This is a genomic window from Bdellovibrio sp. MYbb2 (assembly GCF_056175685.1).
Map to the genome: position 1 here is coordinate 380,592 of NZ_JBJKJI010000002.1, position 21,371 is coordinate 401,962.

Below are 21,371 nucleotides of genomic sequence, written 5' to 3' on the forward strand. Positions count from 1 at the left end.
ACGGAATTAATGAAAATAACGCCCGACCTCCGCTGTTTCCAAAAAGAATTTGACCTGGGCGGACTCCTCAATCATAACGCTGACCTGACGCTAGGGGTGTTGGTGAATTCACCGACTGAGAATAACCCTTTGAACCTGATAGAGATAATGCTCGCGCAGGGAAGCAAGAATAGAAAGAACCGGCCCATCCCCAAAAGGCCCCTTTCTATCCTGCCGACCTGCCAAAGGAAGGCCATGAAAAAGCACGTATCAATCCTCACTGCCATGACAGCTCTGCTGACCAGCCAGGGTCTGCACGCACAAAACGCACCGACCGAGATCAACACCATCACTGTTCAGGATGATCAGGTTCAGGAACCTCTGGAGGCTTTTGGTTTCCCCGATGTTCCCGCACAAAATCTGCCGCTTTCTTCCTCCCAAATCAGTGACAAGACTTTGCGTGAAAACCGCATTCACCGTCTGTCTGATATCACTCTCATTGAAGCGTCCGTCACCGACAGCTACAACGCTTCGGGATACTGGGACTATCTGTCCATTCGCGGGTTTACCCTGGACAATCGCGCAAACTTCCTGCGTGAAGGCCTGCCGATCAATGCGCAAACATCCATTCCTTTGGAAAACAAAGAGCGTCTTGAGGTGCTGAAAGGACTGAATGGCCTGCAGACCGGCGCAAGCTCCCCCGGAGGCATGGTCAATTATGTCGTCAAACGCCCGACTGCGCGTCGCCAACTGCTGCTTGAAACCGAAGTTGGAAGCTATGGGGACTGGCTGATCGCCGCCGATGCCGCTGGCCCGGTCAAAGGCTCTGAACAGTTCGGTTATCGCCTGAATGTGGCCCATGAAAACTTAAGCCCCGCACTGGAAGACAGCAAAGGTGAACGAAGTGTCCTGGCTTTGGCCAACAGCTGGCGCATTTCCGAAGGTCAATTATTTGAGTCAGACATCGAATGGTCCAAAAAATCCCAGCCGACCCAAGCGGCGTTCAGTCTTTTGGGCAATGATCTGCCATCTGCATCTGATCCGCGCTTGAACCTGAACAATCAAAGCTGGTCCCAGCCGGTGGTTTTCACCGGTCTGACCGGCAGCTTGAAGTACACTCACCGATTTAACCAGAATCTGATCTGGCATACTGCCGCGGGCGCACAAGAACTGCACACCGACGACCGTCTGGCATACCCGTTTGGCTGCTCGGCTGAAAACAATTATGACCGCTATTGTTCTGACGGCACTTTCGACATGTACGACTTCCGAAGTGAAAACGAACGCCGCAGCACTCAGGCCGTCAAGACCTCCCTGCAAATCAAAGCGGAAACAGGGTCTGTTTCCCACGACATCAATATCGGATATCTGGGACATGTATCCCGTGAACGCTATGACAAACAGGCTTACAACCCAGTGGGTGTGGGCAATGTGCAGGGCACGGCGAAGCTTCCGGCAGATCCTGCCCTGACAGATGAAAATACCAACAGAGATTCTGAAGTGAACGAACTGTTTGCCTTTGATTCCGCCAAATTTGGGCCTTGGGGTGCGTGGCTGGGGCTTCGCTTCAGTGATGTTCATCGCAGCAGTGTTCGCACCGATGCGTCCCGAGCCACTGATTATCGCGAAAACTTTGTGCTGCCGTGGATGGCCCTTTCTTACCAATTCCCGACTTGGATGACCTATGTCAGCTATGGTGAAGGTGTTGAAACCTATGTCACCCCGAACCGCAGTGGCTACACAAACCCCGGACAATTTGTGCCGGACGTGATCAGCAAACAAATCGAAGTCGGTGTGCGCGGTGGTGAAGCTGTAACTTGGAATCTTGCGGCCTTCCAAATTGAACGACCTCAGGTGGAGGATCAAAGACCGGACTATAAAATTGACGGCCTCAGCCGCCATCAGGGCGTTGAGGCAGAACTGGGTGGTGAAGCAGGACGTCTGCAATGGACAGCATCAGCAATGTGGCTGAAGGCCCGTCGCCTGGACAGCACTTTGAATGCCGCCGTCAATGACCAGCGTCCAACGAATCTGCCTGAGCATACTTTCCGTGCCCATGTGAATTATCTGATCCCGGGCCTTCAGGGCTTGTCAGTGAATTCGCGCATTTCCTATGAAGGTGAGCGTGCGGTGACTGCGGATAATTCCATGATGCTGTCAGCATGGACCCGTTGGGATGCGGGAGCTTCTTATGAATTTGGGAAGAAAGATGAAAAAACCGTCGTGCGCCTGGCTGTTGAAAATCTGACGGACGGAAAATACTGGAAGGAATCCCCGACTCAGTATGGGCACATCTATCTGTACCCAGGGGAAGTCCGCAGCGTCTTTTTGACACTGCAGACGAATCTTTAGGACGGATTACTGACGCTCGCTCGTAAAGACGGGGGCGTCAGCACCCATCGCCGCAGCTTCTTCAAGAATGAAAGTCTTGAACATAGTGGCGTTCGTGTATTCACCGAAATGACGGCAGTCTGGTGCAAGATCGTGCGGCCCGCGAGTAATCCCGACAACAACAAGTCCTTTGGAAGTTTCCAAATAAGCCGGGCCACCGGAATCACCAGAACAAGCACCTTTGGCATTGTTCTGATCGGTCACCAGAATCGATTCCCACAATTTAGCCAATGGCACACGCACAAAGTTCAGACCTGTTGCTGGAATCGGATTTTCAATTTCATGCAGCAATCCATAACCGGCAAGCAACAGGGTCTCGCCCGCTTTCAGCTCGACGGACTCATCCAGAATGGGAACCGGAACGGCGTTTTCCGGAGCCTCCAACAATAACTTGATCAAACCCACGTCGTTACGACCTGTCACCGGGAAACCGTTGTCATCATAGACCAGGTGATAGTCCTTGTGAGTTTCGTATTCTGCCACTCGCAAAAGTTTTGTTTCATCAACCGTTGTCGGAAGGACCTCACCCATATGAACGAAGATCTCTGCGCCCTGAAGATCCACCAGACAGTGAGCCGCAGTCAAAACCAGATTCTTTGAAATCAATGTGCCCGTGCAGATGGAGTAAGGTTTTCCCTGATAGTTATAAATCAAAGACACCGTGGAAGCCGTCACTGGATTCGCGGCATCGGCCTTTTCGCCACCAATAATGGAGGTCTCTTGACCGTTCATTTCAACATTATTGGTTTCTTCATTCTTCGTACAAGCAACAAGGGACAAAAGCAGCAAGGATGACAGCAACAGCTTTGAATTCAACACAGGGACTCCCCTTACAACGGCATCAATCGCCGCTGGGGAATCTATCAAAGAGTTATGAAAACTCCTAGGAATTGATCCGTGTCAAATTCCTGGACAGTATTAATTTCAGTTAATGTTTACAGGAACAATTGAGAGCAGCGCTGAACGAACTTATCAGACGAACTGACGCGTGTTTTACGGAACATTTCAAACATGTCTTTGAAGTAGCTATTATAAAAAGGATCAAACAATCCACCCCGTTTGGTGTTGTATTCCCAAGAGCTTGGGCCGATCTTGGCCGGACGAGTAACGTACATGCGAAGTTTTTTGTCAGTCGAATATCCCGTGAAGCGCGAGAACCATTCTTCCAGAAGCATCGGCTTGCCAGTGAATGTGTCTACAGCATACCAGCCATTTTTATCCTTCGCACGAACCACAGTCGTCACATGGAACTGCCAGTCCACCCCGTTTTTCATCGGGCCCACGATAAAGACTTTTTTTATCGCTTGCGAATCTACGCCATGGCGAAGCAGTTCCAAATGTGCATACAGGGCCCGCCCGAAGCAGAAACCACGAATGCCATCGGGATCATACTTGGAATGCCCACGATTGCCGGTGATGTCATTTTGATTGGTCATCTGCACAATCCTCAAAGCCTGCTCGTACGTGACACCCTCGGCGCGGCCATTGGTTGTGGGCTTGAAGTTGCGGATTTCTTCCATCAACTGACGATTGGATTCATCGATGTTGTCACCGCGGCGGATTTCAGAATCCCGCAGGTCATACAGATTGGCGCGATAATCAATTTGATCCCAGGAATGCTGGGCAAAGGCCGGAAAAGACAGCACCGTCAGAAGTGCCATCAACACCGTCGGAAGATTAAAATGTCCTGCCACGTTCAACTTGCTCATGGGCCTCACCTGGGTTTTGCGAGGATTTAAGCAAATTGTTTGCCCCGCAAAACAGGCGCCAGCTCGGATATAGGAATTCTGACAAGGCCCCGCCTGCCCAAGACCTGACGTAGAGCCTATTTTTGGCTTGAGTGAGGAACGACCGGGGATTTCAAAGCCGGATTATGGATGATCGCAAAGTCGACAATGTCCGGCCCCTGAAGTTCGATTTGCTCTGCCCTGCCATACGGCCGCAGGAACAGGTGCCCGTCGTCATTCAACTGACCATGAATCTTTAAACCTTGCAGATACTTGACCGAACGTCCCGGGATCTTAAAGTCCACCGCCTCGGTCGTGTATGTCGTGCGGGAATTGTATTCATCCAGCTCTTCATAGAAAGACTTGGCCACGCGAAGTTCGCCTGTGCGAGTCAGCAGGAACAAGTCCTCATACAACACTCCGCCGGTTCCCTGCTGCCAGCCCCGGGAATCCTGCAGTCCTTCCGGTTTTTTAAACCAGTCAGACGAGAAAGTATCATGGGCCAAAAGCCACGCACCCCCGTCAGCCCCCAGAAACACACTGTCCCCGTACTGCGCCAGGAAGTAGCTTTCAAACGCCGGATAATTCGTCATGTCTTTGGCGGGAATCATATCCACCAATTCAAATTTCATCTTGCCTGCTAAAAGTTTTGAAACTTTGTAAATACCACCGTCCGTTTTAAACGTATGCCGGGTGCGATTGATTTCGCCTGGAATCGTGATTCGAGCGGCATCCCACACCGGCATATCCGCGATCAGCTCGGGGTTGTAGTCCTTGAAACCTTCGCGGATCGACCAGCTATAGACATGCGCTTTATCTGAAAACAGAATCAAACCGCTATTGCGCGGACTAAATCCAAGACGCTGAATTTTTTCACCGGCTGAGCGCAGTTTCATTTCAATCGGTTTGAAAGATTTTGCGGTGGCATCAACCACATACACTTGCCCCTGACGCCCCAGGGCCAGCAAAACGTCGGTTTTTTGCGAGACTTCCACCGGCAGTTCGTTAAAGCGGCTGGCCAGTACGGTCAGTGCCGAAGACATCATGAATTCTTTGTCAGCCGGGCTCAGGCCTTTGCCGTACATCGCAAGACCGGCTTGCAACAGAACTTCGTAAGAGCAAGCACCGGCATCTTTTTCAGTCGTGCCAAACCGGGCATCACAGCCCCCGGTTGAAAACGGAATGTCCCCACCCCGACACTGCACATGTCGTGGAGAATAGCTGACAGAATGCCGGGCCTCATGAATCAGAGTCGAAATGGCTTCGAGCGGTTCAGAGCCAAAGAAGTATCCGCCCAGATAGATGGACTGCTCCGAAGACATGTTATAGGCAATGGAGCCTGTTTGATTCAGATCCAAATTCAACCTGCGCGAATTCTTGGCGACATACCCAAGCAAATCCCCCAGGTCGTGCTGAAAACTGGGCAGCCAGTCTGCCGGGGCTTCGATGCGCAATTGATCCATCAACAAAAGAATCTTTCCCAGTTTCGCCCGATAGGAATCATCACAGGCCTCGGAGCCTTCTGGAATCACCAAAGACACCTTGCGCGCCATCTCGTGGTATTTTTCCTCGGATGGACAAGCCAGGTTTTCAATAACATTCACACTGGGCACGGATTCAGATGAAAGATCCAGACTGAATTCTGAAGCTTCCGGCATCCAGCGACCGAAAACAAAGCCCGCCACTATCACCAAACCAAATAGTCCCCAAGAAAGCCACTTAGCGTTTTTCACGCAGAACCTCCTCGACAATTTCAGCTTCGGATTTGATCGACAGGGCCACCACGCGGGTGTCCAGACGGCGGTAATACGCTTCTTTTTCTGACGGAGTCAGAGCCGACTTCAGATTTCGAAACACCTGACGTTTGACGATCCAGTTTTCTTGCGGATTTTCCAGAACCTGGCGATAGAAAGTGCGAAGCTCCGGTGCCATCACCGAGCTGGGTGCCCGACGCAGGGGGGCCTGCTGACCCAGGGCCTTTAGTATTCCCAGACGCTCCACCATCACGGCGCGGTGATGCTTTTCGACCCGAGGATATGGTTTGGCGAAAAGACCGCTGATTTTTTGCAAATCCTGTGGGTTCAGATTTTGAAGCACCTTTTTATCAAACAGCGCGCTGAACAGGGCTCCGCCCTTCAGAGTTTCCACCGCGCGGGGCTGCCATTGGGTTGGGGTTGCCATTTTCACAGGCTGTGGGGTTGAAGCTGCTACCGTCACCGGTGTCTTTGCGGCAGTTGCCTTCACCCCGGCTTGCGGGATTTCGGTACGGGCTGGTGGCAGCACGGACCGGCTTTTTTTACCTGCCCAGAAAAAGGCAGCAAACAACAACGTGGCAACAGGGAGGTAAACCCAGTAAGGACTTTTCTTCATTGGTGTTTTATCGGAATTTCGGTCCGGTAATATCACGGGCGAAGGTCCTAAAAGCCTGTTCTATTTTAAGACAGTGTCGGTACATTTTACCTGCACCGGGGGCCTTTATCTCTGAAGTTGCAAATCACTGAATTCACAGGCAGATTACCGACCCATGAACACACTTTCTGACCATATCGACAATGCCTTTGATTTAAGCTATTTGAACTTTCCAAAATGCCCGCCGACGGACATCAAAACCATCGGCATTTTAGGTGGCGGCACCGCCGGATATCTCGCAGCCCTGGCGCTTAAAAAGTATCACCCCGAAGTTGAAGTCACCGTTATTGAGTCCAGCAAAATTCCAGTCATCGGCGTCGGCGAATCCACCACCACCGAGATCGTGCCGTTCCTGCACCGCGGCCTTGAGATCGACCCGGCGGATTTCTTCCGTGAAGTCCAGCCGACGTTGAAGTTCGGTATTCGTTTTGACTGGGGCTGCCCGGGTGATTACAAATTCAATTTCAGCTTCTTTGCCGGACACCAGTACGAGTCCTACTACTATGAAAACGACATCAAGAATTCCAACTGGCCATCGGTGTTGATGAATGAAAATAAAATTCCGATCATTCGCAACAAAAACGGAACTTTGACTTCATTCCTGGCAAGCATTCCGTTTTCCTACCACATCGACAACAAGAACCTGATCCGCTTCCTGAACAAGGAGGTCAAAAGCCGCGGCATTGACATTCTGGATGCCGAAGTTCACGAAGTGAAACTGGATGACCGTGGGTATGTGGCATCTTTGGAATCAAAGGAAGGTCACAGTCTTTCCTATGATCTGTACATCGACTGCTCTGGCTTCCGCTCCAAGATTCTGGGTCAGGCGCTAAAAACGGAATTCACACCGTTCACAGACACTTTGGTCACGGACCGCGCACTGACCTTTGATCTGCCCAACAAAGATGTCGTGGATTGCTACACATCTGTGATTACCATGAACAATGGCTGGTGCTGGAAGATCCCGATGCGCACTGAAGACCACTATGGTTATGTGTTCTCGTCCAAGTTCTGTGACGAGGAAACTGCTTTGGCTGAAGCCCGCGCCCGCTTCGGTCATTTTGAAAAATACAAAATGGTTGAATTCCGTTCGGGTCGTCATACTCAAGCCTGGGTGAAAAACGTGTTTTCTTTGGGGAACTCTTACGGGTTTATTGAGCCTTTGGAATCCACTGCCATTCAGACGGCTGTTCACAGCATCAATGTTTTGTGCCGTTTGATGCCTAAAACCCTGGACGATCAGATTTCCATCTCGGGTATCAACAATGAAATCGCGGTGACGTGGGACACTTTCCGCTGGTTTGTGGGCATGCACTATAAGTTCAACAAGAAACTGGACACTCCGTTCTGGAAGCACTGCCGTGAAAAGACCAACATCGGACACGCACAAACCATCATGGACCTGTTCAATCAAAGACCACCTCTAAGCGCAGGGAACTTTGGATCCAACTCTCAGTTCACGGCGACAGAGGCACTGGTCTTTAACAGCTACAGTTATGACACTTTAATTTTCGGACAAAAAGAAGTTCACAAACCTCTGGCCGCACCGGAAATGAGCAAGGAAGAATACTTCGGCAAACTGAAGTCCTATCAAGAATTGACCAGCCGTTCCCTGTCACTGTTTGAATTGTTCAAAGGGGATCATCTGTTTGAAGATGAGATCCTGGAGCAGCTCTTCAATGACACTGACACCTGGATCATGGAAGCCGACGTCTAAGTCGGCTTCGGCAGAACTCCCCGTCCCATCAAGGTTCTTTTTAATTTTTCCTGATACAAATCCCTCAGGGCCCCACCGACTTCGGGGCCTTCCGCCACCATAAAAGCCTGCGCAATCGCCTGCAATGTCGCCATACCTTCTTCGGTCGTTTCCGCCCGCAAGTGGTGCTGGGATTTATTGGGCGCACTGATCATCACTCGCGGAATCCCGGCAATTTCAGGATGGCGGGTGTTGACCTTGCTGGCCTGGCGCCAGTTCCCATCCGGCACAATCAATTGCAAAGGACGCGGGTCTTCGGCCATAAATTCGGCATTCAGTTCGCGCGCATCTTCCGCGGGGAAAAACAAAACCGTGCGGTATTCAGGCACCAGCAAATCAGAAAGGTCCAAAGCCTCCTGACTGTCTCCGCGCACACGCATCTCGCTGTTAAGCAAAGACTTGATCGCCAGACGACCGGTGTTAGTGGTGCGCTTTAGTTCTTTGGCGTGAATCACCAGACACAAACGGGTGCGGGATTCCAGTTGAGGTATCAAACTGCAAAGGCACAAATCCCGGTGCAGGAAACATTCAGGGCAAGGGTCTTTGGTTTTGCGTTTTCGTTGCTGGATCATCACCTCACCCTGCCCGCAAAGGCCGCCGTGATCAACAAATTGACACACTCATGGGGCAAAAAAACCCTGAGCCGGGCTCTAATTCCAACTGGAAGGACTCTGCCGGTGGCATGGCCTTGGCATTTCCCATTCATGATGAATTTTAAGGCTTCACCCAAAGGATGAAACATGAAATTGCCCGTAATGCTGCCAACCCTGTTCACCCTGCTAATGACCTGCACCGCAATGGCGGCAGAAACACGCCTGCAACCCAGTGCCGAGGGTCACTTGATTCAGGGGCAAGCTCCGGTTTCAACCGAAATTTCAGCCATGGCCTTTTATTCCCCGGCGTTCACCTTCAATAAAAAGCTGGATGCTTCTGTTTGTAAATTTGCTGAAGACCGCATGAGCCCGGCCGGACACGATCGCACACTGGTCATCAAGGCCCAGCGCCAGGAAGACGGCCGCTATGCTGTGAAAGTTCCGACGAAAGGTCAGCGTGGCGCATGCCCGTATGTATTAACTTCGGTCTATCTGGATTTGAATGACGCCAAAGTCAGTCAGAACCTAAGCCTGTCCACGGAAAAAGAAATCCAGCAAACCCGCGACGCTTTGTCTGACGTCACAGAACTGGATCCGGTGACTCCGCTTGAAAAAATCGGTACTATCTATTGTGAATTCGAATCCGAGTTTGAGATTGGCCTTTGCCATGTCGCCGACGGCCTGCCAGAGATGAGCTACCAAATCTCTGACACTGCCACCAGCTATACTCTGGATGTGAAGGACGAATCTCAGCGTCCTCCCCGCGAATTCTAGATTTTTTTGAGGGCCTCGTGCAGGTCCTCAATAATGTCATTCACGTTTTCAAGACCGATACTAAGACGGATGGCGCGCGGGTCAATACCGCTGTCGCCCCGTTTGTCATCCGGGATCGCCGAGTGGGTCATAAACCCAGGTACCTCAATCAAAGTCTTTGTCAGCCCCAAGCTGACGGCCAACGTGATCGAATAAGAATTTTTGGCGATATCGTCGACAAACTTCTGACACTTTTTCATGTCACCTTTAAGCTGGAAGGAAATCATCGTGCCCGGAGCAAACTTTCCTTCTGGTGATTTCAGGTATTTTTTCGCCAGTTTATGTTGAGCATGACTTTTCAGGCCCGGATAAGTGACGCTGGCCACTTTCGGATGAGCTTCCAGGAATTTTGCCACAGCCGTTGCTGAAGCCTGTTGCTGTTCAAAGCGAATCGCTTGAGTGGAAATACCGTACACCAGAATGTGCCAAGCTGAATAAGGGTGGATGATCGCGCCAAAATCCTTGCGGGCCACGCGCAGAATACTTTCATGCGATCTTGGGGCAATCACCGCCCCGCCCATTTCAGTACCGAAACCAGAAATATTTTTGGTCAGACTCTGAATCACAAAGTCCACGTTCCATTCCACCGGACGAAGTGCCCACGGTGTCGCGAAAGTGTTGTCCACGACGGTGTAGATCTGATTGTCTTTACCGCGTTTTTTGTTGGCCGCTTTCACCAGCGCCGTGATCTTTTCCAGATCGGCGATTTCCAGGATAGGATTCGATACGGACTCAAAGTACACCACGCGTGTGGCCGGGTCCGTCAGCTGCAGTGCCAGATTTTTAAAGTCATTCACGTCCATCAGATGCGTGGAAATATTCAAACGCGGCAGCCAGTTCGTCAAAAGACTGTAAGTGCAACCGTACAAAGTTTTATGGGCAATGACTTTTTGGCCGGAAGAAAGCAATGACATCAGGGTGGAAGCGATCGCTCCCATACCGCTGCCGAAGGTCACTGCGCACTCGCCTTTTTCCAGAAGTGCCAATTGGTCTTCCAGCATTTTTGTTGTTGGTTCTTCCAGACGGTCATAGATCCAGATCGGCTTTTCTTCGCCTTTCTGGGCACCGAAAGTACTAAAACCTTCTGCGCCCCTTTGCAGGGATTCCAGACGGAAAGTCGTCGACGCCGTCATCGGCGGAATCAAATGGTGAGAGAACTCCCATGATTTTGAAAGGAACTCTCCGTGTATGGCTTGAGTTCTTGGTGACTTGGATTTGGCCGCTTTTTTCTTGGTCATTGGATCCCCACAAATTGTATGGGGATCACTAGAGCACAGGTTCTAATTGAAGGAAAGCTCTAGTCTTAAGACCACGACGCGGCGGTAAATGGGACGTCTGTTCCCAGACAATCCACGCCAATGCGCTTCATTTTCTGGAACGTGGCTTCGTCATTGGCATTCCACGCCGTGACCGTGAATCCCGCTGCATGGCATTCAGCCACCAACTGCTGATCAATCCAGTTCACACTGAGCGATATTCCCTGCGCCCCGGCACTTTCCATTATTTGCACCGGATTCAGCGGCAAACCAAACAGCAAACATGTGGTCTTGATCGCCGAATGGTCACGGAATTCACGCAGCCACCGATGATTGAAAGAAATGACGGTCAATCGTTCTGACGGGAAATTATTTTTCAAAATTTCAGCCAGAACCTTAAAGTTCCCCGACGATTTCACCTCGATCTGCAACTCGGTCTGAGCACTTTTGAAAAGTTCCAAAACCTGTTCCAAGCGCGGCAACGGGTCGCCCTCTTTGGTGCGAACATTGGAAAGCTCGCCCCATGTGCAGGCATCCACCCGGCCCGTGCTGGTGGTGGTGCGATCCAAAGTGTCGTCGTGATGAACCACCCACACCCCGTCCTGGGATTCGTGAATGTCGAATTCCACGGCGGCTACGCCGGATTGCAAAGCAAACTCAAAAGAACGCAAAGTGTTTTCTGGTGCCCGGTCCCGAGCCCCGCGATGTCCCATCATTTTCATAGCGCCATTGAAGCAAAAAAACCGCTTTCGGGGCAATCTTTTCTCGCTTTCACTGGGGAAAACCCCTATGCTACGCCCCATGGCACAACCCTCTAAACTGTACCGGTTTCGGATTGATCTTTCCGATATCGACCGCGGCATTTATGAACAGCTTGATTTCCGTCTGGCGATGCATCCGTCCGAGTCCATGCCCTATATGCTAACGCGTGCGCTGGCTTATGCCTGCAATTATTCAGAAGCCCTGGAGTTTTCAGCACAGGGTTTGGGCGATCCTGAGTCCGCGGCCCTGAGCCACAGCGATGCCACCAGCGGCCGAACACTTTTGTGGATTGAAATCGGAAATCCCAGTCCGAAAAAACTGCACAAAGCTTCAAAGGCCTCGCAAGCCGTGAAAATCTACACTTACAAAGATGCCACCCAGATTTTGCGCGACTGCGAAAAAGAAAATGTGCACCAGCCCGAAAAGATTGAAATCTATCAGCTGAATGACAAATTTCTGACGGCCCTGGGCGAAGAAAGTTCACGCGAGTTTCGTTTCAGCCTGATGGTGCAGGAGGGGGCCCTGACCGTCACCCGCGGTGAAGAAATTCTGAATACGGAATTCAAAAGGTATTATCTGAAAGACCCGGCATGAGCAGTGAAAGCCCCTTGAAAATCATCTATCAGGATGAAAACTTTTTTGCGATCGACAAACCGTCTGGATTCTTCGTGCACCCGCCCGAACTGTCCCCTTATCCCGTTCCCAAAGAACGTATTTGTCTGTGGCATCTGCGCAAGATGTTCCGAAAAGATGTCTTTCCGGTGCACCGTCTGGACGCGCCGACCAGCGGGATTGTTCTGTTTGCCATGAGCCGCCAGGACGCGCGCGAGCTGAATTTTCTTTTTGCTGAACGCCGCATGCACAAAACCTATCATGCCGTGGTTCGCGGTTTTGTGCCTGAATCCGGCAGCATTGATTTGCCTCTGGAAGTCGACGAAGGACAAAGCATTGTCGAAGCCCAAACGGTGTTCCACAGTCTGGCGCAGGTGGAACTTCCCTATGCGGTAGGTAAAAAATATCCGACTTCACGCTACTCTCTGGTGCAGGCTCATCCTGTCACTGGCCGCTGGCATCAGATTCGACGTCATTTTGACCGCATTGCGCACCCTCTGCTGGGGGACATCGAACACGGTGATTCGCACCACAATCGCTTCTTCAGAGACACTTTAGACATCAAAGGACTGTGTTTAAAGGCGACCAAGATCGAAATGGACAGTCCGTGGAACGGAAACAGAGTCGTCATCGAAGCTCCGCCCTGCGAGAAATGGGATCAAATTCACAAGCTGTTCTCTTGGCAACCGCCAACATGAAGCCGATGCAATTTGCCTAAAAAACCTCGCCCTTGTAATATCACAGTCAAATGGCGAACAAAACGGATCTTCCATCCCTCACTTCGAACAATTCGAATTACGAATCCCTGGATTTGGCTGTTCGCAAGATTGATCTTATCTATCGCCAGAACATCAATGGCGTGATCGTCATTTTCGCCAATGCCGCGGCCTTTTTGTATATCTCCTGGAACAATGTCTCCCATGCGTTTTCAATCACCTGGGTGTCTGTGCTGTTCACTTCGGTGCTGATCCGCCTGTCGATGCTGTATCGCTGGAACCGGGTGAAACCCACGTTGCGCCATGTGGATGAAACCCATTTCTGGCATCGCACCATGTGCGGACTGCTGCTGGTGTCGGGTCTTTGCTGGGCGGCTGTGGGATTGGTTGCGCCCTACGGATCCACCACTCAGCAAATTCTGACAGCCCTGCTGGTGTGCTCCATGTCAGCTGGAGCCATGATCACTTATGTGTCATCCCGCGTGGCAATGATGTGTGTTGTGGCGCCCGCGATGCTGGGCTGGGGAATTGGCTACGTGACTTCAGGACAGCAGCACCATCTGCTGGTGGGCATGCTGGTGATGGTCTACTGCGGGCTGATGATTGTCATGGGTAAAAACCTGAATCAGGCGATCATCAAGCTTCTGACTCTGGATACGAAGCTGCAAAAAAATGAAGAGCATCTGCGCATGTCCATGGCGTCTTCCGATGCTTTGACCTGGGACTGGGACATGGTCACCGACAGCTTGCACTGCGAAGGCAACGCGGCTTTGTTCCCGCAGGGTACCGAACAGCTGAAGACCCTGCTGAAAGAAAACCGCAGTACCACCCTGGAGCTGGATACGGAAGCCATCCTGACCGACAGGTTTGGTTCTGCCCGTCACGTGGCCCTGAAAGGCCGCTTCTATCGCAACTCGGACAATGTGCCTTATCGCGCCACCGGGATCGCCTGGGACATCACCACCAAACGCAACGAAGAACTTTTGCGCCGTGAACGTGACCTGCACGAAGCTGCCAACAACGCCAAATCCGTTTTGCTTGCCAATGCCAGCCACGAAATTCGCACTCCACTGGCTGCGATCCTGGGGTTTGCTGACACCCTGTTGCGCAACCCTCATCTGGATGATCAAAGCCGCCGGGATGTGCAGTCCATTCACCGTCAGGGAAATTTCATGGCCTCGCTGGTTAATGATCTGCTGGATCTTTCCAAGATCGAAACCAATCGTTTGTATATTCAAAAAGCCCCGATGAATCCGGCGCGTGAACTGGAGGACTCTTTGAGTGTCATTCGTTCGGCGCTGGAGGATCAAAAACATGACATCCAGATTTACTATGAATCCCAGATCCCCGAGATCATCGATTCTGATTCTGTCCGCTTTCGGCAGGTGCTGATCAATCTTTTGTCCAACGCCGTGAAGTTCACCCATCAAGGCACCATCACGGTGCGCGTGGCTTTTTATTCCGACACGAACAACACCGGACATCTTACGATCTGTGTGACTGATACCGGAATGGGGATGGACGAAGCCACACAAAACAATCTGTTCCAGCCCTTTGTGCGTGGTGAAAGCGCGGAAGTTCAACGGGTGCAGGGCTCGGGGTTGGGACTGGCGCTTTCTGAACGTCTCGCGCGCATGATGAACGGACGTTTGCGACTGGTCACTTCCGCGCCGGGTAAAGGCAGCACCTTTGAACTGTCCCTGAATGTGGGACCAGTTCACGACTTGAAACTGGTGGCGCCTTCGAAACAAAAAGTTCAGACTTTAGACCGCGTGAAAATCGCCAAAGAAACCGGATTCCTGAAAGACCGTCGTGTGCTGGTGGTGGATGATTCAGAAGACCTGCGTCTGCTGATGAACCGCTATCTGCAAAAGCAGGGTGCCGATGTCGACACCGCGGAAAACGGCGAAGAGGCCGTCAACAAAGCCATGGCCCGCCCGTTTGATGTGATCCTGATGGATATTAAAATGCCTGTGATGGACGGGTATAAGGCCACCACCCATCTGCGCAACAAGGGCTACAAGCGACCGATTGTGGCTTTGACTGCCCAAGCAAGCGTTGAAGGACAGAAAAAGTCCATGGAGTATGGCTTTGACGGATACTTAAGCAAGCCCGTTGATATGAATCTCTTGAATGATATTCTGACCCGAGTGCAGGGACCGCTGAACTAAAGCTCGGCCTCAGGCGACTTCGGCTTTGGAAAATCCAGACTTAACACCCGCTTCAATTCTGTCCGATCCAAAGGTTTTTGCAAATAGCCGTCAAACCCCGCAGCCAGGCATTTTTCGCGATCGCCCTTCATCGCATGGGCAGTCAACGCGACGATAGGTCCCCGATAACCTTGTGTGCGCAGTTTTTTCAGCGCCTGGAATCCGTCCATCTCGGGCATTTGAATGTCCATCAGAATCAGACTGTAGGGTTTGTCCAGGGCCTTGCGCACGGCTTCGGCACCATTTTCTGCGGTCTCGATACGGTTTTCCGGAACTCCGGCGCGAACAATGAATCGTCTGAACAGCTCGCGATTGTCCACGGCATCGTCCACCACCAAAATGCCTTCAACCTGTTTGGCCGACACGACCACCGCGTCTTCGCTCTTTTTGCGATGATCTGTCCCCTGAATTCCAGTCACTTCCCTGCCTAAAATTGAAATTAGGAAACTGCTGCCGATCCCGGCGGAGCTGGTGTTTAAAATCACGTCCCCGCCCAACAGCCGTGCAAGCTTGCGAGAAAGAAACAGGCCAAGGCCCGTTCCACCAAAGCGGCGCGTGGTCGAGCTGTCCGCTTGGGAAAAAGGCTGAAACAGGTTGTTGCGTTGTTCGGCTGAAATCCCAATTCCCGTATCAGTAACCAGAAACTCGATGCGCTGACGCCCGTCACGACGTTTGCCATTGCGTGAGCGAGCTTCCATCTCGACGTATCCCGTATCCGTGAACTTGATGGCGTTACCGATCACATTGATCAGGATCTGACGAAGTCTTGTGGGATCAGACTTGATCTTTTTCGGCAAATCCCCCAAACGAAGCCTTAATTCGATGCCCTTTTCTTCGGCGCGCCCGCGCAGCAGGTGTATCACATCCCGCAAAAGATCCGGCAGATCAAAAACGATGCTTTCAATCTGAATCCGTTCAGACTCCACTTTCGAAATATCCAAAATCTCGTCCACGATGTGCAGCAGTTGCTGTCCGTTGCGCAACACTGTTTCGACGGCCTCTTTCTGTTCTTCCCGCAGGCTTTCATCCTCTTTCAAAATCTCGGCAAAACCCAGCATGGCCCCCAACGGAGTGCGAATTTCGTGACTGACGTTGGCTAAAAATGCGGTCTTGGCGCGACTGGCTTCCTGGGCCCGGTAATAAAGCCGCGAGTTTTCAATCAATACCGCCAGACGACGACCGATTTCCTCGGCCATGCTTTGATCTATCGCGGAAAAGTGCCTTGTGGCGGAAGTCGAAATCAGACTGATGGCCCCCAGAGGCTTTTCATCGCGCAGTAAAATCGGAACGGTCATAAAGGCTTCGGCGTGAATGGGCCGTTCAGTCATGGCTGCCTCAGGGCCGAATGCAGCTTTCAAAAACTGATCCAGATTCACATCATTGATAATTTCAGTTTTGCGGGAGCGCATGACCTCGGCGGCCCCATACGGAGCATCCCAGCGCATGGGGAAGCGCTCCCGCCAGCGCTGAATGAACTCGGTATCTTCCCGCTCTTTAGCGGCGACCTGAGTGTGGGAAATCTCTGTACCCTCTTCATCCATCAAATCCACAATGCAGATATCCGCCAGTGTCGGAATGGATTTTTCGGTGAAAGCCTTTAGAATATTTTCCAGATCAAAAGACTGCGTCATCGCAAAGGTCAGGTCTGACAAAAAGCCCATCTGCTGGGCGCGCTGTTCAGCAGCACTGCGTGCGATCTGCTCTTTGACCAGAACGGCCCGCTGTTCTTCCGCCATCTTCAGTTCGGTGATGTCTTCAGAAACCCCCAGCAAATACTGGGCACGGCCTTCCTTGTCAAAAACTGGAATTTTGCGGGTGTGCAAATAGCGCACACCGCGTGTGGTGTTGATTTCCTCTTCAGGAATATCCACGACGCGGGATTCTTTCAAAACATCGCGGTCCTTGGAGGTGAAAAAGTCCGCCTGTTCCTTCGAGAAAAAATCATAGTCATTTTTTCCAATCAACTGCGCCCGTGGAATACCAATCAGATCTTCACCCGCTTTGTTGAACCGGACAAAACGCAGATCCTGGGCATCTTTAACAAAAACCATCGTGGGCATATTTTCAAATATCGCCGCCAGAAATGATTCTGATTCAACCAGTTGCCGGGTGCGTTCGGCTACGCGTTCCTCCAATTGAGCTTTGGCCTCTTCAAGCTTTCGTTCGCTGTCTTTTTGCTGGGTGACGTCCTGAACCAGAGTGATCACGGTTCCGTCTTCAAACATTGTCAGGCCCAGCCGCACCGGTACCAGATGACCATCTTTGTGAATGTATTCTTTTTCAAATACCGGCACAGATCCCGTGGTTCTTAAAAGCTCGGCCACGTGCTGGCTTTGCGCTAGATACTTGGGATGAGTCAGTGTTTTCCAGTTCAATTTTCCGGCTTTCAGATCGTCGCGACCATAACCGACCATTTCCAAAAAATAGTCGTTTGCATCCAGAATCTGGCCATTCATATCAGTCGAAAGGATACCCACCATTTTGGATTCAAAAATGGTCTTGTAACGACGCCACAGCTGATTGTTCATTTCCTGTTCTGCTGGCATGAAAGCTCCCCCCACCATGGTAAAAGAGCTTCCTGAAACCGTCATCGCCCCCCGGAAAGGCTGTCAACAATCACTATTTATCCAAATAGGACCGCAAATTTTGAGAGTAAAGATTTTTTGATTCTGGCGCAGCAAAGCGCAAAGCCTGCTTGGCGCTCTTCCGCGCCTCTGAAATCTGCCCCAAAGCAGCTTGAGCCATCGTTAAGTTATACCAAACCACAGCCGACTCTGGCTGCAAAGAGGTGGCTTTCTGCAAGTTGCGGATCGCCTGCGAATATTGCTTTCGAGAAAAATGAATATTCCCCAGCCCCACATAGGCCGCCAGACTTTGCGGCCAGCGCGCAAGAATACTTTGATAGGCCTTTTCAGCTTCCAAGTTTTTTCCCAAAGACTCTAAGGCTGCGGCGGCCGTCACGTGCGCTCGCTCTGATGCTGTGACCGACAACTGCCCCGGAGGCAGCACCACCAGCCCCCAATAGTCCCCCAGCTTCCACGAGCGTTCAAACTTGCGGATATCCCAGCGCTTTCCAGATTCAGGACCTGAGTGCATAATCACTTCTTCGCTGGCGGGATCAAACCCATAGACAAGGGCATAGTGCCACTGCGGAAGCCAGCTGAGCGCCAGGTTTTCAAAAACAATCACCGGGTGCCCGCCGCGCACTTCGCGCAACAGGTTCTGAACACCCGTGACCGGCACAGCCACCATCCCCTGGCGTCGAGCCGCACTGATCATGTCAGTTTGCAGACTGCCCTTCATGCCAGGAGTATAGACCTGCGAAGTCACTGTCGCCAGCGAGACGCTGTTACCCGCCCACTGCAAAGCCATCGTCAATGTGGCCGGACCACAGTGTCCTTCACTTTGTTCAATGAACGGCACGCCGGAAATTTCTGTTTTCTGCGGAATCACTGAAGACAGATTCAACGAATCCACCTGCGGAGTTGTGCTGGCACACCCCGCAGTGATTAAAGCTATTCCAGTTATTTGCCAGATAAAATTCATCTTAGATTCGCTTAATCAGGAAGATGATCAGAACCACAATAAGAATGGTCACCAGAATGTCGCCCCCGGCTTTGGCTTCCTGGACCTGTTTTGACAGGTCATTCAGCTCGGCCACCGAAAGGCTGGCCAGTCGTTCAGAAGCTTCTGCCGGTGAAAGTCCGCGCTGAATCAGGGCTGCCTGCACATCATCACGGCTTAAAAAATCCTGTACCTGGGCCGTGGCCTCTTCCCGATTCAGCTCTTCAATAAGCGTCGTGGTGGGAATCATGCGGTTAACTTCAGCAAAAGCCACTGCGGGTGCCTGAGAAATGAATGCCGCCATGGAAAGCGCACAAACTGATTTAAAAGGTTTAGAAAACAACATAGAGCAACCTCCTTGTTCAGTACTATTATACTAAATCCCCCATCAAAGAGCGGCAAAGATCCACGCAGTAATTTGTGAAGTGGCATTAAGTGCTTTTCAGAGGGGAATCGTCAAATATTTCGACAAAAAATGGAAATCAGTATCTCTGTCAGAGACGTGCTATTCTTTAGTCCATGATCAAGGAACTATGGCATTCATTCCCACGTTTACTGGAACAAAAAATCAATGCCCTTCTGGAAGAGGCCGAGCCAACTCCTGCCAAAGCCTTTCAACTTTATAAAACCTGTCAGAATGAAGGCCTGTGGAACGAGTCCTTTGAAAAGTTCTCGGACCATCTGGAAAGTTTCTTTGCGATGGCTCGCAGCGAACGCCGCAAATCTCACATGGATCAACTGCTGGATCGCCCGATGAGCATGGCCGTCTATGAGGGTTTTCATCTGAATTTCCGCAGTGGCCTGGTCAACAGCCATTCGGTCACAAACATTGTAAGCTGGGCCCACAATCTGATGCGCTTGGGGCATAAAACCGACAGCGCCGTGATTTCAATGGATGTCTTAAGCAAAACCATGCACTCCATCACACACCCTTCTTATTTTGAAAAAGCCGAAAACATTGATTTTGAAGATTTCTGCGCGGCCTGGAAAAAAACCGTATTCGGCCTGTTTGGAAAAAAACATGATGCTGAATTCACTGCCATCGTCAATGAACTGCGCTGGTTGAACACTCAGCTTAAAAACGAAGAACAGACGATCAAAAAAAACGGCTTTGTCCCGACCATCTATCTAACCCAGACCGAGATTGACTGGACGGAAGCCGTCGAAAAAGCCGTGACCCTGAACCGCGAGATCCCAAAGTATCCGCTGTCACGGGGGCCGGAAAAACAAAGGCTGATAGATCTGGTCAGAACTATCAGCCTTTATAAAATCGTGCAAACCAGCCAGCATCCCGAATTTTCAGAGCAGCGCGAAAAAATCCGCGCCACCATTCTGGATCGTTGTGCCCGCCTGTTGCGGGAATGTGCCCGTTAAAGACCCGCCGGGGAAATGCGGTAAACCGCATCCCCGGTGATCTGATTGTCGGTGGTCGCCACCACGCAGGCAAAGACCACTTCATTCTTTTCATTGATGTCGACATCACCGGCAAAGCCCGGGAAGTCTTTTCTTTGCAGAATCTGCCCCGGCCCCAGATCTGTCGGGATGCTGTCGCCTTCACCGATCAGGCGTTTGATGCCGTCCTTTGATACTACGTAAATTCCACGCAGGCCCTTTTCATTCTTTGCCCGGAACGCCACCACACCGTTGGAATTCACTTTCGGCGAAAACAGCTCAAGTTCAGAAATTCCGTTCTGTCCTTCATGGACCAGGGTTGTGAGGTTGCCGTTTTCCCAAAGAATCAGCGACTTGATGTTGCTCTGGTCATGCCCCACGAAAGCCACCAGGCCGTTTTGTGCCATGGTCACTCCGTTGCCAAATCCGGTGAACGGAGAAGTCACATCACCTTTATTGTCCTGAGCCACGATGATCTTGTCATACCCTTGAGGTGTTGGCTTCACCAGCAGGATCTGATCAGATTGTTCATTGCTGATTTCACCGCGCTCACCCACACGAACTTTGAAGGCCCAGTGTTTTTGATCATTCACGGCTGGTTTGAATAAATACGCTGAAGGTGTGCCAAAGTTTTTCTGACCTTCCATTGCGATGGTTTTCAGGCCGCCGTTGACTTCATAGAAGCCACGGTCAAACTCCGTCCCCATGCCGCGGAACACAGAGGTCCCGTCATTCAACGTCTGCACATAGGCCATGTAGACCATTTTATTGGCAGGACCAGAAAGTTTTTCGACAGTTGTTCCAGATTTTGTATCGAACACATACAATCCGTCACTCATCACTTCCGTGTAAGAGCTGTAAGTGATTTCGCCGCGATCATTCACGGTGGGATCTGAGACGTAACGATCTTCCGGCGCCACAAAAACGATCTGCCATTTGCTGTGATTCTTGGCTTTGAACCACACCGCCTGATTCGGGGTTCCGTCCACGGCCATCAGCTTTAAGGTCACATCACCGTGATTGTTGATGGAAGGCGACGTGTTGCTCAGGTAAGTCAAAGGCGGCAGATTGTAGGCATTGCGATAGTGCGCGCGCACCTGCATTTCCGGCGCTTGATAGGACGGCAAAGCCCAGGAAGAACTTGCCAGAAAGAACAAAGACAATCCCAGTGTTTTCATAGAAACTCCATTT

Annotated in this window: 18 protein-coding genes and 1 riboswitch; of the genes, 7 read left to right on the top strand and 11 right to left on the bottom strand. The window is 51.3% G+C overall.

What is annotated here, in order from left to right; genetic code table 11:
• Positions 1–82: 82 nt before the first annotated feature.
• A riboswitch (TPP riboswitch) is annotated at positions 83–179 on the top strand.
• A gap of 55 nt (positions 180–234) precedes the next feature.
• Complete coding sequence (locus AC04MQ_RS11775; RefSeq protein WP_475392140.1) at positions 235–2,331, top strand: TonB-dependent siderophore receptor; 2,097 nt, start codon at positions 235–237, stop codon at positions 2,329–2,331.
• 6 nt (positions 2,332–2,337) lie between these two features.
• On the opposite strand, the gene AC04MQ_RS11780 is transcribed toward AC04MQ_RS11775, so the two are convergent.
• The 4 genes from AC04MQ_RS11780 to AC04MQ_RS11795 all read right to left on the bottom strand — a co-directional run bounded on the left by AC04MQ_RS11780 (position 2,338) and on the right by AC04MQ_RS11795 (position 6,467).
• The gene (locus AC04MQ_RS11780) at positions 2,338–3,189 is read right to left on the bottom strand and encodes a S1 family peptidase (protein WP_475392141.1); all 852 of its coding nucleotides are present in this window, start codon (positions 3,187–3,189) and stop codon (positions 2,338–2,340) included.
• Positions 3,190–3,305: 116 nt separating this feature from the next.
• Positions 3,306–4,079 carry a hypothetical protein gene (locus AC04MQ_RS11785; RefSeq protein WP_015090533.1) on the bottom strand — a complete coding sequence of 258 codons (774 nt, stop codon included), beginning with the start codon at positions 4,077–4,079 and terminating at the stop codon, positions 3,306–3,308.
• A gap of 116 nt (positions 4,080–4,195) precedes the next feature.
• Positions 4,196–5,830 (bottom strand): hypothetical protein, encoded by a 1,635-nt coding sequence (locus AC04MQ_RS11790; protein WP_475392142.1) that lies wholly within the window; start codon positions 5,828–5,830, stop codon positions 4,196–4,198.
• On the bottom strand, positions 5,817–6,467 hold the full coding sequence (locus tag AC04MQ_RS11795; protein WP_015090531.1) for a hypothetical protein: 651 nt from the start codon (positions 6,465–6,467) through the stop codon (positions 5,817–5,819). Before AC04MQ_RS11795 ends, AC04MQ_RS11790 begins: the two co-directional genes overlap by 14 nt.
• 154 nt (positions 6,468–6,621) lie before the next feature.
• Here AC04MQ_RS11795 and AC04MQ_RS11800 point away from each other — a divergent pair, with 154 nt between their 5' ends.
• Entirely contained in the window at positions 6,622–8,223 is a 1,602-nt protein-coding gene (locus AC04MQ_RS11800; protein WP_015090530.1) for a tryptophan halogenase family protein, read from the top strand.
• Here the strand turns inward: AC04MQ_RS11800 and AC04MQ_RS11805 are convergent.
• Positions 8,220–8,834, bottom strand: coding sequence for a tRNA-uridine aminocarboxypropyltransferase (locus AC04MQ_RS11805; RefSeq protein WP_475392143.1), 615 nt, complete (start codon positions 8,832–8,834; stop codon positions 8,220–8,222). The two genes, AC04MQ_RS11800 and AC04MQ_RS11805, sit on opposite strands and share 4 nt — an antisense overlap.
• A gap of 168 nt (positions 8,835–9,002) precedes the next feature.
• Between AC04MQ_RS11805 and AC04MQ_RS11810 the strand changes: the two genes are divergently transcribed.
• Entirely contained in the window at positions 9,003–9,629 is a 627-nt protein-coding gene (locus AC04MQ_RS11810) for a hypothetical protein (RefSeq protein ID WP_475392144.1), read from the top strand.
• Here AC04MQ_RS11810 and AC04MQ_RS11815 read toward each other — a convergent pair.
• Positions 9,626–10,906: a trans-sulfuration enzyme family protein gene (locus AC04MQ_RS11815; RefSeq protein WP_475392145.1), complete on the bottom strand. Its 1,281-nt coding sequence runs from the start codon at positions 10,904–10,906 to the stop codon at positions 9,626–9,628. The two genes, AC04MQ_RS11810 and AC04MQ_RS11815, sit on opposite strands and share 4 nt — an antisense overlap.
• Positions 10,907–10,971: 65 nt before the next feature.
• The gene (locus AC04MQ_RS11820) at positions 10,972–11,646 is read right to left on the bottom strand and encodes a glycerophosphodiester phosphodiesterase (protein WP_475392146.1); all 675 of its coding nucleotides are present in this window, start codon (positions 11,644–11,646) and stop codon (positions 10,972–10,974) included.
• 79 nt (positions 11,647–11,725) lie between these two features.
• Here AC04MQ_RS11820 and AC04MQ_RS11825 point away from each other — a divergent pair, with 79 nt between their 5' ends.
• From AC04MQ_RS11825 to AC04MQ_RS11835, 3 genes are read left to right on the top strand one after another with little or no spacing between them, the layout of a single operon-like run.
• Positions 11,726–12,280, top strand: coding sequence for a YaeQ family protein (locus tag AC04MQ_RS11825; protein ID WP_015090524.1), 555 nt, complete (start codon positions 11,726–11,728; stop codon positions 12,278–12,280).
• Entirely contained in the window at positions 12,277–12,996 is a 720-nt protein-coding gene (locus AC04MQ_RS11830; protein ID WP_015090523.1) for a pseudouridine synthase, read from the top strand. The genes AC04MQ_RS11825 and AC04MQ_RS11830 overlap by 4 nt, the downstream gene beginning before the upstream one ends.
• A gap of 50 nt (positions 12,997–13,046) precedes the next feature.
• Positions 13,047–15,185 carry a hybrid sensor histidine kinase/response regulator gene (locus tag AC04MQ_RS11835; RefSeq protein ID WP_015090522.1) on the top strand — a complete coding sequence of 713 codons (2,139 nt, stop codon included), beginning with the start codon at positions 13,047–13,049 and terminating at the stop codon, positions 15,183–15,185.
• Here AC04MQ_RS11835 and AC04MQ_RS11840 read toward each other — a convergent pair.
• The 3 genes from AC04MQ_RS11840 to AC04MQ_RS11850 form a co-directional block, all read right to left on the bottom strand.
• Positions 15,182–17,770 (bottom strand): PAS domain-containing hybrid sensor histidine kinase/response regulator, encoded by a 2,589-nt coding sequence (locus AC04MQ_RS11840; protein ID WP_475392147.1) that lies wholly within the window; start codon positions 17,768–17,770, stop codon positions 15,182–15,184. The two genes, AC04MQ_RS11835 and AC04MQ_RS11840, sit on opposite strands and share 4 nt — an antisense overlap.
• A gap of 73 nt (positions 17,771–17,843) precedes the next feature.
• Positions 17,844–18,770 carry a PA2778 family cysteine peptidase gene (locus tag AC04MQ_RS11845; protein ID WP_475392148.1) on the bottom strand — a complete coding sequence of 309 codons (927 nt, stop codon included), beginning with the start codon at positions 18,768–18,770 and terminating at the stop codon, positions 17,844–17,846.
• 1 nt (position 18,771) lies between these two features.
• Positions 18,772–19,134, bottom strand: a complete 363-nt coding sequence (locus AC04MQ_RS11850; protein WP_015090519.1) for a PA2779 family protein — start codon at positions 19,132–19,134, stop codon at positions 18,772–18,774.
• 173 nt (positions 19,135–19,307) lie between these two features.
• Between AC04MQ_RS11850 and AC04MQ_RS11855 the strand changes: the two genes are divergently transcribed.
• The gene (locus tag AC04MQ_RS11855; protein WP_475392149.1) at positions 19,308–20,162 is read left to right on the top strand and encodes a hypothetical protein; all 855 of its coding nucleotides are present in this window, start codon (positions 19,308–19,310) and stop codon (positions 20,160–20,162) included.
• Here AC04MQ_RS11855 and AC04MQ_RS11860 read toward each other — a convergent pair.
• Positions 20,159–21,358 carry a DUF7453 family protein gene (locus AC04MQ_RS11860; RefSeq protein ID WP_475392150.1) on the bottom strand — a complete coding sequence of 400 codons (1,200 nt, stop codon included), beginning with the start codon at positions 21,356–21,358 and terminating at the stop codon, positions 20,159–20,161. The genes AC04MQ_RS11855 and AC04MQ_RS11860 overlap by 4 nt on opposite strands.
• Between the last annotated feature and the right edge of the window lie 13 nt (positions 21,359–21,371).

Excerpts from the sequence above, each read along its gene's own strand:
- AC04MQ_RS11860 (WP_475392150.1), bottom strand. The coding sequence starts at position 21,358 with ATGAAAACACTGGGATTGTCTTTGTTCTTTCTGGCAAGTTCTTCCTGG.
- AC04MQ_RS11820 (WP_475392146.1), bottom strand. The coding sequence starts at position 11,646 with ATGAAAATGATGGGACATCGCGGGGCTCGGGACCGGGCACCAGAAAAC.
- AC04MQ_RS11835 (WP_015090522.1), top strand. The coding sequence starts at position 13,047 with ATGGCGAACAAAACGGATCTTCCATCCCTCACTTCGAACAATTCGAAT.
- AC04MQ_RS11785 (WP_015090533.1), bottom strand. The coding sequence starts at position 4,079 with ATGAGCAAGTTGAACGTGGCAGGACATTTTAATCTTCCGACGGTGTTG.
- AC04MQ_RS11855 (WP_475392149.1), top strand. The coding sequence starts at position 19,308 with ATGATCAAGGAACTATGGCATTCATTCCCACGTTTACTGGAACAAAAA.
- AC04MQ_RS11840 (WP_475392147.1), bottom strand. The coding sequence starts at position 17,770 with ATGCCAGCAGAACAGGAAATGAACAATCAGCTGTGGCGTCGTTACAAG.
- AC04MQ_RS11775 (WP_475392140.1), top strand. The coding sequence starts at position 235 with ATGAAAAAGCACGTATCAATCCTCACTGCCATGACAGCTCTGCTGACC.
- AC04MQ_RS11845 (WP_475392148.1), bottom strand. The coding sequence starts at position 18,770 with ATGAATTTTATCTGGCAAATAACTGGAATAGCTTTAATCACTGCGGGG.
- AC04MQ_RS11825 (WP_015090524.1), top strand. The coding sequence starts at position 11,726 with ATGGCACAACCCTCTAAACTGTACCGGTTTCGGATTGATCTTTCCGAT.
- AC04MQ_RS11850 (WP_015090519.1), bottom strand. The coding sequence starts at position 19,134 with ATGTTGTTTTCTAAACCTTTTAAATCAGTTTGTGCGCTTTCCATGGCG.
- AC04MQ_RS11795 (WP_015090531.1), bottom strand. The coding sequence starts at position 6,467 with ATGAAGAAAAGTCCTTACTGGGTTTACCTCCCTGTTGCCACGTTGTTG.
- AC04MQ_RS11800 (WP_015090530.1), top strand. The coding sequence starts at position 6,622 with ATGAACACACTTTCTGACCATATCGACAATGCCTTTGATTTAAGCTAT.
- AC04MQ_RS11810 (WP_475392144.1), top strand. The coding sequence starts at position 9,003 with ATGAAATTGCCCGTAATGCTGCCAACCCTGTTCACCCTGCTAATGACC.
- AC04MQ_RS11830 (WP_015090523.1), top strand. The coding sequence starts at position 12,277 with ATGAGCAGTGAAAGCCCCTTGAAAATCATCTATCAGGATGAAAACTTT.
- AC04MQ_RS11805 (WP_475392143.1), bottom strand. The coding sequence starts at position 8,834 with ATGATCCAGCAACGAAAACGCAAAACCAAAGACCCTTGCCCTGAATGT.
- AC04MQ_RS11815 (WP_475392145.1), bottom strand. The coding sequence starts at position 10,906 with ATGACCAAGAAAAAAGCGGCCAAATCCAAGTCACCAAGAACTCAAGCC.